Source organism: Nocardioides halotolerans DSM 19273 (assembly GCF_000422805.1).
In the GTDB taxonomy this organism is placed as follows: Bacteria; Actinomycetota; Actinomycetes; order Propionibacteriales; family Nocardioidaceae; genus Nocardioides; species Nocardioides halotolerans.
The window spans coordinates 63,095-76,773 of record NZ_AUGT01000020.1; the positions used below are offsets into that span (position 1 = coordinate 63,095).

Genomic DNA, 13,679 nt, shown 5'->3' on the forward strand with positions numbered 1-13,679 from the left:
CACCAGCGGCCGTCCTCACCCCTCGACGCCGGTGCTGTCGTGGGGTTCGCCCACCGGCTTGCTCTCCGGCGATCCGCGCTGGCGCAGGTAGATCGCGAAGACCGCCATCGAGGCGACCGCGAGGAACTCCGACTGCCAGTTCTGCAGCGTTCGCGACCAGAAGTCCGGGTGGCCGAGGTACGCCGGCCAGCTGATCGGGTCGCGGAGGTCCTGCAGCCGCTCGCGGTTGTAGGCCGCCCAGCCCGCGATCGACTGGGTCAGCCAGGAGGCCACGAAGATCGCGCCCATCACCAGCCCGAGGCTGTTGGAGTAGATCGCCAGGCGCCAGCCGCCGGCCTTGGCCCAGCGGGGCGATCCCTCCACCGCGTGTCCGCCGACCTTCTGGTCCTCGTCCGACTCACGTCCGGCCTTGTCCAGCTCCTTCGACTCCGACGAGCCGTGCTGGAGGAGCCACACGGTCAGCACGATGTAGGGCAGGAACTGGAGGTACTCCGACTGCCAGTTCTCGGTGACGTCGGCGGCGAAGTCGGCCGAGCGCAGGTAGTAGCCCAGGCCGACGCCCGGCAGCCGCGCCGCGTGCTGCTCGTCGTTGTAGAGGTGCCACCCGACGAGCGCCTGCCCGACCAGGCTGCCGAGGAACAGCAGGCCGAAGACGATGCTGAGCGACTGGGGGCGCAGCCAGGTGCGGGCGCGGTCAGACATGGCGCACCGCGATCACCAGGAAGTAGCAGAGCCCCGCGACGATCAGGAAGAGGTAGGCACTGAAGAAGGTCCGCACGTCAGCCTCCCGAGACGTCGCAGTCGTACGGCGCCCCACGAGTCGGCTTGCACGCTGCGGCCAGGACGCGCCACCCGTCGGGGCCGCGGGTCAGAACAGCACGTCGTCGCGGTAGCGGACCTGCGCCATGGTGCCGTAGCGCGACCCCTCGACGAGGTCGCCGCCGTCCTTCGCCTCCTCAGCACGGCCTTGTCGCAGGACGTGCCTGCCGCCTTCTCGAGCTCGTCAACCGTCGCGGCCGCCAGGAGCGCACAGGCCGCTGCGCCGTCCTTCGCAACGAGCGCGGCCTCGAACTGGCCGGCCACGGCCTCGGGGGCGTCGGCGCCGGCCCCGCAGCCGGTGCTCAGCAGCACCGGCAGCGCCACCGCCAGCAGCGCGCCGCGCATCCGACCTCCTCGGTTGGCTTCGGCGTACCGGTGCCCGTCGCGGTGGGCGCTCACACACGGCCGGGGTGCCTGGATCGGCGCAGTGTGTAATGATGTAATCATGATTACTCAGGAGGCACGTGAGCGGGTCGAGGGCTGGTTCGCCGGTCGGCTCCCCGCGGAGTGGCAGTCGGCCCCCGCGGACATCACGATCGACCGCGAGGAGATCACGGTCCGGCTGACCATCCCCGACGTCGACCTCGCAGCTGACGCAAGCGACGTGGCACGGTCCGAGGCCAGGGCGGGCCGCGCGAAGGCGTTCCGCGAGGAGACCCGGACCAAGCGGATGGAGATCGCGCGCGAGGCCGAGCACCGCTACGACGCCAAGGTGTCGTGGGGCGTGGCGCTCGGGGCCGGCGACGACCAGCACCGCGAGCTCTGGACCCACGTCGCCGCGCCCGTGATGACGCGGCTGCGCCAGCCCCAGCGGCTGGTGCTCGACACGCTCGTCGACGCCGGCGTCGCACGCTCGCGTGCCGACGCGCTCGCGTGGTGCGTGCGGCTCGTCGGCCAGCACGAGGACGACTGGCTCACCGAGCTTCGCGACGCGATGACCGCGGTCGCCGACGTCCGCAGCAAGGGCCCGGCCGCCTGAGCGGCCCGGCTGTGGACGAGCGACGCCCGCGGTCGGTCGTCGCTGGTAGACAGAAGGCGTGACCGCCACCACCGACAGCGACGTACGCCGCGACGCCGAGCGGCACCTGCGCGCGCTGGTGGGCCGTGACGACGCCGAGCTGCGCGAGGACCAGTGGCGCGCGATCGAGGCGCTCGCGGTCGGCCACCAGCGAGCCCTCGTCGTGCAGCGCACGGGGTGGGGCAAGTCCGCGGTCTACTTCGTCGCCACCCTCCTCCTGCGGTCGCAGGGGGCCGGCCCCACGGTGATCGTCAGCCCGCTGCTGGCGCTGATGCGCAACCAGATCGCCGCCGCCGAGCGGGCCGGCATCCGCGCGGTCACCATCAACTCCACCAACACCGAGTCGTGGGAGCCGGTGCACGACGCGATCCGGGCAGGCGAGGTCGACGTGCTGCTGGTCAGCCCCGAGCGGCTCAACAACCCAGGGTTCCGCGACGAGGTGCTGCCGCGGCTGGCCGCCACCTGCGGGCTCCTCGTCGTCGACGAGGCGCACTGCATCTCCGACTGGGGCCACGACTTCCGGCCCGACTACCGCCGGATCCGCACCCTGCTCGGCGACCTGCCCGACGGCATCCCGGTGCTCGCGACGACCGCGACGGCCAACGCCCGGGTCACCCGCGACGTCGCAGAGCAGCTCGGCAGCGACGTGCTCGTGCTCCGCGGGTCGCTCGACCGCGAGTCGCTGCGGCTGGGGGTGGTCCGGCTCAAGACCGCCGAGCAACGGCTGGCCTGGCTGGCCGACCACCTCGCCGAGCAACAGGGCGTCGGCATCGTCTACTGCCTCACGGTCGCCGCCACCCAGGAGATCGCCGGATACCTCCGCTCGCGTGGTCACGACGTCGCCGCCTACTCCGGCCAGACCGAGACCACCGAGCGCACCGCCCTCGAGGAGGACCTCGCGGCCGGTCGGGTCAAGGCGCTGATCGCGACGAGCGCGCTCGGCATGGGCTTCGACGCCACGCTCGGGTTCGTCGTCAACATGGGGGCGCCACAGTCGCCGGTCGCCTACTACCAGCAGGTCGGCCGCGCGGGCCGCGGCACCGGCCTGCCGCCGGAGGGAGCGACCGTCGTGCTCCTCCCGGCCACCGAGGACCGCGACATCTGGGCCTACTTCGCTTCGCTGGCCTTCCCGCGCGAGGAGCAGGTCCGCCAGACCCTCGACGCCCTCTCCACCGAGGGCATGCTCGGCACCCCCGCCCTCGAGACCCGGGTCGAGCTCAGCCGCAACCGGCTCGAGACGATGCTCAAGGTGCTCGACGTCGACGGTGCGGTGCGCCGCGTCCGTGGCGGCTGGGAGGCCACCGGCCAGCCGTGGTCCTACGACGCGGAGCGCTACGAGCGGGTCCGCGAGGCACGCGAGCGAGAGCAGCGGGCGATGCTCGACTACCTCGAAACCGACAGCTGCCGGATGCGCTTCCTCCGGGAGCAGCTCGACGACCCCGAGGCCACCGACTGCGGCCGCTGCGACAACTGCGGCGGCCTGACTCTCGACACCTCGGTCTCGAGTGCCGCGGTCGAGGAGGCCGGCACCCGCCTGTCCCGGCCGGGAGTGGCCATCGAGCCGCGCAAGATGTGGCCGACCGCCCTCGCCGCGCTCGGCATCGACCTCAAGGGCCGGATCGCCGAGCCCGCCGAGGAGGGTCGCGCGGTGGCCCGGCTCACCGACCTCGGGCATGGCCAGGCCCTGCGCGCGCTGTTCCGGCCCGACACACCCGACGGCCAGGTCCCCGTGCCGCTGGTGCAGGCCGTGCTCACGATGCTCGACGACTGGCGTCCTGACGTCGACGCGATCGTCGTGGTCGAGTCCTCGACCCGACCGGTCCTCACCGACGACCTCGCCCAAGGCCTCTCCCGGCGGCTCCAGGTGCCGGTCGTCGGTCGCTGGGCGATCGTCGACCCCGACGTGCCGCCCGGCCGCGGTGCGGTCAACTCCGCGCAGCGGGTCGCGGCCGTGGGCCGGCGCTTCTCGCTCGAGGCCGAGGTCGCGCCCGGCTCCCGCGTGCTGCTCGTCGACGACCAGGTCGTCACCGGCTGGACGCTCACGCTCGCCGCCCGCGCACTCCGTGCCGCGGGTGCGTCCGCGGTGCTGCCGCTCACGCTGGCGGTGCAGAGCTAGCCAGGCACGCTAGCGGCGCAGGCTGCGCGCGTAAGCCGCCCGGTGCAGCGCGCGCAGCTCCTCCTCGAGCTCCGGGGCCGGGCCGTCGACGGGCAGGCCGGGCGCGACGGTGTTGATCGGCAGCACCGCCACCGGTCCGGCCGGCAGCCCCCATGACGCGCGCCACTGCGAGAGCTGCTCCGAGGAGCCGGCGTAGACGATCCGGCCCAGCCCCATCCACGCGTGCGCGGCCGAGCACATGGGGCAGTGCTCGCCGGAGGTGTAGACGGTGCACCCGGCGCGCTCGTCAGGCGGCAGCCGCGCCGACCAGCGAGCGAGCTCGAACTCGGGGTGCTGGGTCTCGTCGCCGGACCCCGCACGGTTGCGGTCGGTGCGCAGCACCGCGCCCGCCGCGTCGACCAGGACCGACCCGAACGGGTCGTCGCCGGCGTCGAACGCCTCCCGAGCCAGCTCCACGCAGGCGCGCAGGTGGGTCAGGTCCTGTTCCGAGATGGCCATGGCCGCCACCATGCCACGTAGCGTACCGATCCTGATAGCATTTATGCTATGGCGACGCACGGCAACGACCTGGTCCGTGAGGCCCGCAAGCGAGCGGGGCTCACCCAGCGCGCCCTCGCCGAGCGCGCCGGTACGACGCAGAGCGCGATCGCCCGGCTCGAGTCCGGCCGCACGCGACCGGCGTTCGACGACGTCCTGCGGCTGGTGAGGCTGTGCGGCCTCGACCTCGACGTCATGCTGGTCCTGCGCGACGACTCCGACTGGCACCAGGCCCTCGCGGCCGGCGAGCTCACACCCAGCGGGCGGGTCGAGCGCGCCCAGCACGTGGCTCGGCAGCTGCAGGTGATCCGTGAGGCAGGTGCCCGGCATGGTGCCGCGTAGCTTCGACTTCGATCGCATCGTCGAGGCGCTGACCGACCACGGCGTGAAGTTCGTGGTGATCGGCGGACTCGCGGCAGTGGCGCAGGGCTCGCCTTTCCCGACGGAGGACGTCGACGTCACCCCCGAGATGACCCGCGACAACCTGGACCGCCTGTCAGCAGCGCTGCGTGACCTCGACGCCCGGATCCGGACCGACGCCGTCCCCGACGGGTTGCCGTTCGACCACGACGGTGAGTCGCTCGGCGCGGCGGGGGTGTGGAACCTCGTGACGCCTCATGGATGGCTGGACATCTCGATGGTCCCGGCCGGCACCGGCGGTTATGCGGATCTCGTTGCCGACGCGCGAGAGCTCGACATCATGGGCATCCAGGTGCGGGTGGCCTCGCTGGCCGACGTCATCCGGAGCAAGCAGGCGGCCAACCGAGCGAAGGACCAGCGGGTCCTCCCGACCCTGCGCGAGATCCTGGCCAATCGCGACCTCGACACGAAATAGAACACGTTCTAGTCTCGCGGTCGTGACCGCTCCTCTAAGCGTCGTCCAGTGGACCACCGGCAACATCGGCCGCCGCTCGCTGCACGCGATCATCGGCCGCGCGGACATGGAGCTGGTCGGCGTCTACGCCCACGGCGCCGACAAGGTCGGGAAGGATGCGGCGGACCTGTGCGGCTGGCCGCAACCGACCGGCGTGCTGGCGACGAACGACGTCGCGTCGCTGCTCGCGCTGCAGCCCGACGCGTGCTGCTACAACCCGCTCTGGCCGAGCATCGACGAGCTCGTCGCGCTGCTCGAGGCCGGCGTCAACGTCTGCACCAGCGCGGCCTGGATCACCGGCGGCAAGCAGAACGAGGCCGACCGGGCCCGGATCCTCGACGCGTGCGAGCGCGGCGGCTCGACGATCTTCGGGTCGGGCGCCCACCCGGGCATGACCAACCTCGTCGCCATGGCGCTGAGCGGGTCGTGCGAGCGAGTCGACTCGGTGGTCATCACCGAGTCGGTCGACTGCTCGACGTACGAGTCGGCGGAGACCCAGACCGCGATGGGGTTCTCGCAGTCGCCCGACACCCCGGGGCTCGCCGACGCAGTGCGCCGCGAGAGCGAGGTGTTCGCGGAGTCCGCGGCGATGATGGCCAGCGCGATGGGCGTCGAGCTCGACGAGATGACCTTCGACGTGGAGTTCACCGCCGCCACCGGCGACAGCGACCTGGGGTTCATGACGATCCCCGAGGGCACGGTCGGCGGGGTGATGGGCTACCACCGCGGCTGGGTCGGCGACCGCAACGTCGTCAGCGTCGGCTTCAACTGGGTGATGGGCGCGCACACCGAGCCGTCGAAGCCCCTCGCGCACGGCCACGTCATCCAGGTCTTCGGGCTGCCGAACATGCGCACCGTGCTGCACTGCCTCCCGCCGGCGGACTGGACCGAGCCCGGCTTCATGGGCCTCGGCATGATCTACACCGCGATGCCGGTGACCAACGCGGTGCCCTACGTCGTCGCCGCGCCGCCAGGCATAGTCACCCTTGCGGACCTGCCGCCGGTGACCGGGCGGATCAGTCCCTGACGAGGCCCTCGATCGCGGCGACCAGCCTGGGGTCGTCGGGGAGGACCTGCGGCTTGAAGCGCGCGACCACCTCGCCGTTCGCGTCGAGGAGGAACTTCTCGAAGTTCCACGACACGTCGCCGGCCTCGCCCTCCTCGTTGGGCGTCTCCACGAGCGTGCGGTAGACCTCGTGACGGTCCTCGCCGTTGACCTCGATCTTCTCGGTCATCGGGAACGTCACGCCGTACGTCGCGGAGCAGAACTCTGCGATCTCCTCGGCCGACCCGGGCTCCTGCCCGTAGAACTGGTTGCACGGCAGGCCGACGACCGTGAACGCCTCGTCGCCGTACTTCTCCTGCAGCTCCTCGAGCCCGGCGTACTGCGGCGTGAGGCCGCACTTGCTCGCGACGTTGACGAGGAGGGCCGGACGGCCGGCGGTGATCTCGCCGAGGGTGCTGGGGCTGCCGTCGAGGCGGGCGATCTTGGCGTCGAGGATGCTCACCTCTCAATCGTAGGAGGCCGCTGGCTGTCGGCTCTGACGGCTACTTTCGACACCGTGAGCTTCGTCCCGGTCACCGGCACCGCGACGTTCCGCGCGGCCGACCCGCCGCGCGATGGCGTCGTGGAGTTCACCGACGAGCGGCGCACGGTCGCGCTGCCGATCCGCGCGGCGCTGCCGGTGCTCACCAAGGCGCACAGCCGCGACGACCTGCACCCCAGCGTCGGTCTGCTCTCGGGCGCCGCGCTGCTGGGGCTGCGGCTCGTGGCGGCCGGCCAGATCGAGCCCGCCGCCGGGGCGCCGAGCTGGCGGATGGGCCCGCTCGCGGCCGACGACGAGGACCGCGTGCTGCGGCTGGCCCGGGCGCGGGCGCACGACGAGCTCACCGTCGACGACGCCGAGGACGTCGTGCGCGCGATGCTCGACGCGGTCGCCGACGCGATGCCGCGCGCCGCACCGACATCCGATCGCAAGCCCCCGGTGGAGCGGCCGCTCTTCGAGGACCGGCTGCGCGAGCGCCTCGCGCGCTACACCGAGCCGAGGCCCGAGCTGCGCCAGCTGGTGCGGATCTCGCTGCGCGTCGAGGCCGACGAGGACGAGCTGGTGGCGGGGTCGGTGCGCCTGGTCCTCCAGGTGCACGACGAGCAGGACCCGCTCCACCTCTGCGACGCGGCCGTGCTCTGGACCGGCGACCCGGCCGAGCACGGCTTCGGCGACCGGGCGCGCACCCACGCGGCGATCGCCCTCCGCGGCGCGAGCGAGGCGTGGCCGGTGCTCGACCGGCTGCTCGAGCTGCGGGTCCCCGACCAGATCACCCTCGACGGCGACGAGCTCGAGAGCCTGCTCTCCGACGGCGTCTCGGCCCTGGCCGCCCGCGGGATCGACGTGCTCTGGCCGCGCAGCCTCGGTCGCGACCTCACCTCCAGCACGGTCCTCGACCGGTCGCGCCCGATGTCCGAGCGCGAGGCCCAGCTGCGCACCGGCGTGTTCGGGGAGGGCGAGCTGTTCGCCTTCAGGTGGCAGCTCGCGGTGCACGGTGATCCGCTGACGGACGAGGAGATGGAGCAGCTCGCCTCGAGCGCCTCTCCTCTGCTGCGGCTGCGCGGCAACTGGACGGTCATCGACCCCGCGACCGCGCGCAAGGCCCGCACGCGGGTGATCCGGACCGCCACGCCGGCCGAGGCGATCGCGGCCGCGCTGACCGGCGTGGTCCAGCTCGGCACGGCCGAGGAGCCCGTCGAGGAGCAGGTGGTGCTCGGCGCCAGCCTGCTGCAGGTGCGCGAGCGGCTGCTGCACGCCGCCGAGCAGCCTCCTGTCGAGGTCCCGAGCGCACTGCGCGGCACGCTCCGCGCCTACCAGCAGCAGGGGCTCACCTGGCTGGCCGAGCTCACCTCCCACGGTCTCGGCGCCTGCCTGGCCGACGACATGGGGCTCGGCAAGACGATCACGCTGATCGCCCTGCACCTGCACCGTGTCGAGCGTGGCCACCGGGGTCCGGTGCTCGTGGTCTGCCCCGCCAGCCTGCTCGGCAACTGGGAGCAGGAGCTGGGGCGGTTCGCACCCGAGGTGCGGGTGCGGCGCTTCCACGGCGGCAGCCGCTCGCTGGAGGGGCTCACGGAGGGGTTCGTGCTGACGACGTACGGCACGATGCGCGTCAGCCACGAGGAGCTCGCCGGCGTCGGCTGGGACCTCGTCGTCGCCGACGAGGCGCAGCACGTCAAGAACGCCCGCTCCTCGACCGCCAAGGCGCTCCGCAGGATCCCGAGCACGGTGCGGGTGGCGCTGACCGGCACGCCGATGGAGAACAACCTCACCGAGCTGTGGGCGATCCTCGACTGGGTGATCCCCGGGCTGCTCGGCAGCCGCCAGGCGTTCCGGCGGGTGTGGGCCTCGCCGATCGAGGCCGGCGTCCACGAGCGCAAGACCCGGCAGTTCGCCGACCTCATCGGGCCGTTCCTGCTGCGACGGCGCAAGTCCGACCCGGGCATCGCTCCCGAGCTGCCCGCGAAGACCGAGACCGACCACCCGCTCCACCTCACCCGCGAGCAGGTGGTCCTCTACGAGTCGTTCGTCCGCGACACGATGGCCCGCATCGAGCGCGCCGGGCCCGACGACCAGGTGACGCGGCGCGGGCTGGTGCTCGCGATGCTGACCGGCCTCAAGCAGATCTGCAACCACCCGGCGCAGTTCCTGAAGGAGTCCGGGGTCGTGCGGCTCATCGGCCGCTCGGAGAAGCTCGACCTGGTCGACGAGCTGCTCGGCACCGTCCTCGCCGAGGACGGCGCCGCGCTGGTCTTCACCCAGTACGTCGCGATGGCGCGCCTCCTGGAGTCACACCTGGCGAAGGCGGGCGTGCCCCACCAGCTCCTCCACGGCGGCACCCCCGTGCGCGAGCGCGAGGCGATGGTCGCGCGCTTCCAGGCCGGCGAGGCACCGGTCTTCCTGCTCTCGCTCAAGGCGGGCGGCACCGGCCTCAACCTCACCCGGGCCGACCACGTCATCCACTTCGACCGGTGGTGGAACCCCGCGGTCGAGGAGCAGGCCACCGACCGGGCCTACCGCATCGGCCAGACCCGGCCCGTCCAGGTGCACCGGCTGGTCACCCAGGGGACGATCGAGGAGCGCGTCGCGCTCCTGCTGCAGCGCAAGCGTGCGCTGGCCGATGCGGTGCTCGGCGGCGGCGAGGCGGCGCTGACCGAGCTCGACGACGACGAGCTGCGCGACCTCGTCACGCTGCGCCGCGAGGACGCCCGCCGCGAGGGCCGCGACCGGTGACCACCGTCGTCCACCCCCGCACGCCGGCCCGGCGCGGCGCCGCGCGGGCGAGTCGCTGGTGGGCGAAGGCGTGGGTCCGTGCGGTCGAGGAGGCGTCGTACTCCTCCGCCGACCTGTCGACGGCACGCACGATCTCGCGGTCCGGCCGGATCGGGCAGATCAGCGTCGAGCCCGGCCGCTTCGTGGCGGCGGTCGAGGACGAGAGCGGCCTCTGGGCGGTGCTCGGCACGGTGCCGGTGCTCGAGCCGTCCGCGCTCGACGCGCTCGTCGAGGCGGTGGCGGCCGAGTCCGGCCGGGTGGCCGCCCTGCTCGCCGGCGACCTGCCGCACACGCTGGTCGAGCACGCCGAGGAGGCCGGCGTCGAGCTGCTGCCCTTCGGCACCGAGCTCGGCTCGACCTGCACCTGCCAGGCGTGGGCCGACCCGTGCCCCCACGCGCTCGCGGTGATGTACCAGCTGGCCTGGCTGCTCGACGACGACCCGCTCGTGCTGCTGCACCTGCGCGGCCTGGCCCGCGACGAGCTCCTGGCGCGGCTGCACGAGCGCAGCGCCCCTGAGTCCGAGACGGGGTCGGGCGACGACGGCGACACCGACGTCGACACCGACGTCGACATCGCGGCAGACGCTGCCCTGCGCGCGGCCGCGCTGCTGGCTGAGCTCGAGGCGGCCGACCGGCCCTCCGCGACCTGACGCCTCACTCCGCCCGAGAGGGGGACACCAGGCGGAGCGGGGTCGCTGACGGCGGCGCCAGGACCGGCCTGGATGACGGGGCCTGGATGACAGGCCCTAGATGACTGGGCCTAGATCCCGAGGGCCGACCGGGCCATGGCCGTGAGCAGCTCGCGCATGCGGGCGTCGGGGAGCAGCGCGCTGTGCGGCGTGGAGTTGATCAGCCCGAACGCCGCGTGGGCCATCGCCCGCGCGCTGTCGGGCGGCAGGTCGGCGTGCACCTCGCGGAGCCGCCCGGCCCACAGGTCGACGTACTCGCGCTGGAGTCGGCGCACCTGCTCGCGCGCGTCGCCGGGGAGCGACTCCCAGTCGCGGTCCTGGACGACGATGAGCGGCCGGTCGCGCAGGGCGAAGTCGACGTGCCAGTCGACGAGCGCCACCAGGGCCGCGCGGGCGTCGGGGGCCTGCTCCGACCGCTCGCGGCCGACCGCGAGGAGCCGCTCGCTGATCGAGACCAGCATCTCGGCGAGGACGGCGTCCTTGGACGCGAAGTGCTTGTAGAGCGCCGGTCCGGAGATCCCGCACGCCGACCCGATGTCCGCGACGCTGACGCCGTGGAACCCGCGCGCCGCGAACAGCTGCGCCGCCGTCGCGAGGATCTGCTCGCGCCGCGGGAGGAGCTGCTCCGTCGCCATGCCACGAGGTTAGCGGTCGCTAACCCTGCGTCGGGCCGCCCGCGGGTAACTCACCGTTACCTCCGCTCCCCAGGCGGTCTGCCGGTCGACAAGTGGACGTAACGGTGAGTTACCCCGGACGACCAGCGACGACGAGCTACGACGAGGAGCCGTCGGCCGCCGCGACCTGGGCGCGGACGTCGTCCATGTCGAGCCCCTTGACGGCGGTGATCAGCTCCTCCAGTGCGGGCGCGGGAAGCGCGCCGGCCTGGCGGAAGACCATGATGCCGTCGCGGAAGGCCATCAGGGTCGGGATGGCGGTGACCTGGGCGGCCTGGGCGAGCGACTGCTCGGCCTCGGTGTCGATGCTGCCGAACACGATGTCCTCGTGCTTCTCCGAGGCCGCCTCGTAGATCGGCGCGAACTGCCGGCACGGCCCGCACCACGACGCCCAGAAGTCCACGAGGACGATCTCGCTGTCGGTGACGGTCTGCTCGAAGGTCTCGCCGGTCAGGGGTACTGCGCTCATGGCAGGAGAACGCCGTGCCGGCGCTCGATGTTCCTCACTCGGCGGCGAACGACGCCAGCTCCTCGGCGGTGTAGGGCCGCAGCACGCAGAACTCGTTGCCCTCCGGGTCCGCCATCACGACCCAGTAGGTCTCGGCGCGCTGGCTCTGGCCGATCTCGATGCGGGTCGCGCCGAGCCCCTCCAGCCGGGCCACCTCGGCGGCCTGGTCGGTCGGGCGCACGTCGAGGTGCAGGCGGTTCTTGCCGGGCGTCGGGTCCGGCACCCGGATGAAGATGAGGTCGGGGCTGACGCCGTCCTGCGGGCTGCCGGCCGGCGGTTCGAGGACGATCTCGCCTCCGTCCTCGGAGGTGTGGGTCCGCCGCCACCCCAGCGCCTCCGCCCAGAAGCCGGCGACCCGCTCGGGGTCGACGCAGTCGACGACGACGCACTGCCAGCTCAAGCTCACGACTCGTCTGCCTCCTCCAGCGTCGCGACGCACGTCGTACGACGGTCGAATCGTAGGAGTCGCGCTTCGCTGGCCCCACTGGTTAATGATCGCTAACCTAGCCGGGTGGCAGAGGAGATGCGGGAGCTCGTCGCCGACCTGCGCGAGCGGCTCGCCGTCGTGCGCCGCGGCGGGTCGGAGTCGGCGCGCCGGAAGCACACCGACCGCGGCAAGCTGCTGGTCCGCGACCGGGTCGACCGTCTGCTCGACCCGGGCAGCCCGTTCCTCGAGCTGAGCCCGCTCGCCGCGACGGGGATGTACGACGACGCCGTGCCCAGCGCCGGCATCGTCACCGGCATCGGCCGCGTGAGCGGACGCGAGACCGTCATCGTCGCCAACGACGCGACGGTCAAGGGCGGCACCTACTACCCGGTGACGGTGAAGAAGCACCTGCGCGCGCAGGCGGTCGCGGCCGACAACCGGTTGCCGTGTGTCTACCTCGTCGACTCCGGCGGGGCGTTCCTCCCGATGCAGGACGACGTCTTCCCCGACCGCGAGCACTTCGGCCGGATCTTCTTCAACCAGGCCAACCTCTCCGCCCGGGGCATCCCGCAGATCGCGAGCGTGATGGGCTCGTGCACGGCGGGCGGCGCCTACGTGCCGGCCATGTCCGACGAGACCGTGATCGTCCGCGACCAGGGCACGATCTTCCTCGGCGGGCCGCCGCTGGTGAAGGCCGCGACCGGCGAGGTCGTCACCGCCGAGGAGCTCGGGGGCGGCGACGTGCACGCCCGCACCAGCGGCGTGGTCGACCACCTCGCCGACGACGACGCGCACGCGCTCGCGATCGTCAGGTCCATCGTGGACACCCTGCCCCGCGGCGAGCAGCACCTCGCGGTGGCCGAGGTCGAGGAGCCGCACGAGGACCCGCTCGGCCTCTACGACGTGGTGCCGACCGACACCCGCACGCCGTACGACGTCCGCGAGGTGATCCGCCGGGTCGTCGACGGCAGCCGGTTCCACGAGTTCAAGCGGCTCTACGCCGAGACGCTGGTCTGCGGCTTCGCCCGGATCTGGGGCCACGAGGTCGGCATCGTCGCCAACAACGGCATCCTCTTCAGCGAGTCGGCGCTCAAGGGCGCGCACTTCATCGAGCTGTGCAACCAGCGGCGGATCCCGCTGGTCTTCCTCCAGAACATCAGCGGCTTCATGGTCGGCCGCGAGTACGAGAACAAGGGCATCGCCCGCGACGGCGCCAAGCTGGTCACCGCCGTCGCGTGCTCGGTGGTCCCGAAGTTCACCGTCGTCATCGGCGGCTCGTTCGGCGCCGGCAACTACGGCATGTGCGGGCGCGCCTACGACCCGCGCTTCCTCTGGATGTGGCCCAACGCGCGCATCTCGGTGATGGGCGGCGAGCAGGCCGCGTCGGTGCTCGCCGAGGTACGCCGCCCCGACGACCCGGAGCCGGTCGAGGAGTTCAAGGCGCGCATCCGAGACCAGTACGAGACCCAGGGCTCGCCCTACTACTCCACCGCCCGGCTCTGGGACGACGGCGTCATCGACCCCGTCGACACCCGCCGCGTGCTCGGCATGGGGCTGGCCGCGGCCGCCCACGCGCCGGTTGGCGACCCCTCCTACGGCGTCTTCCGGATGTGAGGGAGCAGTGACGTGCGAGGAACGAGCACGGCACGTGGGCGAGCTCAGGTTGAGCAAGCCCTGCGACCGAGGAACGAGGTCGCA

At 72.6% G+C, this 13,679-nt stretch carries 14 protein-coding genes; 8 read left to right on the top strand and 6 right to left on the bottom strand.

Features of this window, described 5'->3' with window-relative positions; translation table 11 throughout:
- Positions 1 to 15: 15 nt before the first annotated feature.
- Positions 16 to 702 carry a DUF6766 family protein gene (locus G514_RS0104780; RefSeq protein WP_028650826.1) on the bottom strand — a complete coding sequence of 229 codons (687 nt, stop codon included), beginning with the start codon at positions 700 to 702 and terminating at the stop codon, positions 16 to 18.
- Positions 703 to 1,264: 562 nt separating this feature from the next.
- Here G514_RS0104780 and G514_RS0104790 point away from each other — a divergent pair.
- Both G514_RS0104790 and G514_RS0104795 read left to right on the top strand, forming a co-directional pair.
- Positions 1,265 to 1,798 carry a hypothetical protein gene (locus G514_RS0104790; RefSeq protein WP_028650903.1) on the top strand — a complete coding sequence of 178 codons (534 nt, stop codon included), beginning with the start codon at positions 1,265 to 1,267 and terminating at the stop codon, positions 1,796 to 1,798.
- A gap of 58 nt (positions 1,799 to 1,856) precedes the next feature.
- Positions 1,857 to 3,953 (top strand): RecQ family ATP-dependent DNA helicase, encoded by a 2,097-nt coding sequence (locus G514_RS0104795; RefSeq protein ID WP_028650827.1) that lies wholly within the window; start codon positions 1,857 to 1,859, stop codon positions 3,951 to 3,953.
- A gap of 9 nt (positions 3,954 to 3,962) precedes the next feature.
- On the opposite strand, the gene G514_RS0104800 is transcribed toward G514_RS0104795, so the two are convergent.
- Positions 3,963 to 4,451, bottom strand: a complete 489-nt coding sequence (locus tag G514_RS0104800) for a nucleoside deaminase (RefSeq protein ID WP_028650828.1) — start codon at positions 4,449 to 4,451, stop codon at positions 3,963 to 3,965.
- A 48-nt stretch (positions 4,452 to 4,499) separates the two neighbouring features.
- On the opposite strand from G514_RS0104800, the gene G514_RS28975 reads away from it, so the two are divergent.
- Genes G514_RS28975 through G514_RS0104815 form a run of 3 tightly spaced genes read left to right on the top strand, consistent with a single transcriptional unit; the run spans position 4,500 to position 6,391 of the window.
- Positions 4,500 to 4,832: a helix-turn-helix transcriptional regulator gene (locus G514_RS28975; RefSeq protein WP_051246811.1), complete on the top strand. Its 333-nt coding sequence runs from the start codon at positions 4,500 to 4,502 to the stop codon at positions 4,830 to 4,832.
- On the top strand, positions 4,819 to 5,325 hold the full coding sequence (locus tag G514_RS28980; RefSeq protein ID WP_157544605.1) for a hypothetical protein: 507 nt from the start codon (positions 4,819 to 4,821) through the stop codon (positions 5,323 to 5,325). Before G514_RS28975 ends, G514_RS28980 begins: the two co-directional genes overlap by 14 nt.
- Positions 5,326 to 5,347: 22 nt before the next feature.
- Positions 5,348 to 6,391, top strand: coding sequence for an NAD(P)H-dependent amine dehydrogenase family protein (locus tag G514_RS0104815; protein ID WP_028650830.1), 1,044 nt, complete (start codon positions 5,348 to 5,350; stop codon positions 6,389 to 6,391).
- Here G514_RS0104815 and G514_RS0104820 read toward each other — a convergent pair.
- Positions 6,381 to 6,872 (bottom strand): glutathione peroxidase, encoded by a 492-nt coding sequence (locus G514_RS0104820; protein WP_028650904.1) that lies wholly within the window; start codon positions 6,870 to 6,872, stop codon positions 6,381 to 6,383. The two genes, G514_RS0104815 and G514_RS0104820, sit on opposite strands and share 11 nt — an antisense overlap.
- A gap of 54 nt (positions 6,873 to 6,926) precedes the next feature.
- Here G514_RS0104820 and G514_RS24950 point away from each other — a divergent pair, with 54 nt between their 5' ends.
- Together G514_RS24950 and G514_RS0104830 are read left to right on the top strand one after the other, a co-directional pair.
- A complete protein-coding gene (locus G514_RS24950) occupies positions 6,927 to 9,644 on the top strand; it encodes a DEAD/DEAH box helicase (RefSeq protein WP_036563644.1) in 2,718 nt (905 codons plus the stop codon).
- Positions 9,641 to 10,333, top strand: coding sequence for an SWIM zinc finger family protein (locus G514_RS0104830; RefSeq protein ID WP_028650831.1), 693 nt, complete (start codon positions 9,641 to 9,643; stop codon positions 10,331 to 10,333). Before G514_RS24950 ends, G514_RS0104830 begins: the two co-directional genes overlap by 4 nt.
- A 110-nt stretch (positions 10,334 to 10,443) precedes the next feature.
- Here G514_RS0104830 and G514_RS0104835 read toward each other — a convergent pair whose 3' ends face one another.
- The 3 genes from G514_RS0104835 to G514_RS24955 form a co-directional block, all read right to left on the bottom strand.
- Positions 10,444 to 11,007, bottom strand: coding sequence for an SACE_7040 family transcriptional regulator (locus G514_RS0104835; RefSeq protein ID WP_028650832.1), 564 nt, complete (start codon positions 11,005 to 11,007; stop codon positions 10,444 to 10,446).
- A gap of 136 nt (positions 11,008 to 11,143) precedes the next feature.
- Positions 11,144 to 11,515, bottom strand: a complete 372-nt coding sequence (trxA, locus tag G514_RS0104840; protein WP_028650833.1) for a thioredoxin — start codon at positions 11,513 to 11,515, stop codon at positions 11,144 to 11,146.
- Positions 11,516 to 11,549: 34 nt separating this feature from the next.
- Positions 11,550 to 11,960 carry a VOC family protein gene (locus tag G514_RS24955; protein ID WP_036563645.1) on the bottom strand — a complete coding sequence of 137 codons (411 nt, stop codon included), beginning with the start codon at positions 11,958 to 11,960 and terminating at the stop codon, positions 11,550 to 11,552.
- A 117-nt stretch (positions 11,961 to 12,077) separates the two neighbouring features.
- Here G514_RS24955 and G514_RS0104850 point away from each other — a divergent pair, with 117 nt between their 5' ends.
- On the top strand, positions 12,078 to 13,595 hold the full coding sequence (locus G514_RS0104850; RefSeq protein ID WP_036563692.1) for a carboxyl transferase domain-containing protein: 1,518 nt from the start codon (positions 12,078 to 12,080) through the stop codon (positions 13,593 to 13,595).
- Positions 13,596 to 13,679 lie beyond the last annotated feature (84 nt).

Coding starts and splice junctions, on each gene's coding strand:
- G514_RS0104780 (WP_028650826.1), bottom strand. CDS start 702: ATGTCTGACCGCGCCCGCACCTGGCTGCGCCCCCAGTCGCTCAGCATC.
- G514_RS0104790 (WP_028650903.1), top strand. CDS start 1,265: ATGATTACTCAGGAGGCACGTGAGCGGGTCGAGGGCTGGTTCGCCGGT.
- G514_RS0104800 (WP_028650828.1), bottom strand. CDS start 4,451: ATGGCCATCTCGGAACAGGACCTGACCCACCTGCGCGCCTGCGTGGAG.
- G514_RS28975 (WP_051246811.1), top strand. CDS start 4,500: ATGGCGACGCACGGCAACGACCTGGTCCGTGAGGCCCGCAAGCGAGCG.
- G514_RS28980 (WP_157544605.1), top strand. CDS start 4,819: ATGGTGCCGCGTAGCTTCGACTTCGATCGCATCGTCGAGGCGCTGACC.
- G514_RS0104835 (WP_028650832.1), bottom strand. CDS start 11,007: ATGGCGACGGAGCAGCTCCTCCCGCGGCGCGAGCAGATCCTCGCGACG.
- trxA (WP_028650833.1), bottom strand. CDS start 11,515: ATGAGCGCAGTACCCCTGACCGGCGAGACCTTCGAGCAGACCGTCACC.
- G514_RS0104850 (WP_036563692.1), top strand. CDS start 12,078: ATGCGGGAGCTCGTCGCCGACCTGCGCGAGCGGCTCGCCGTCGTGCGC.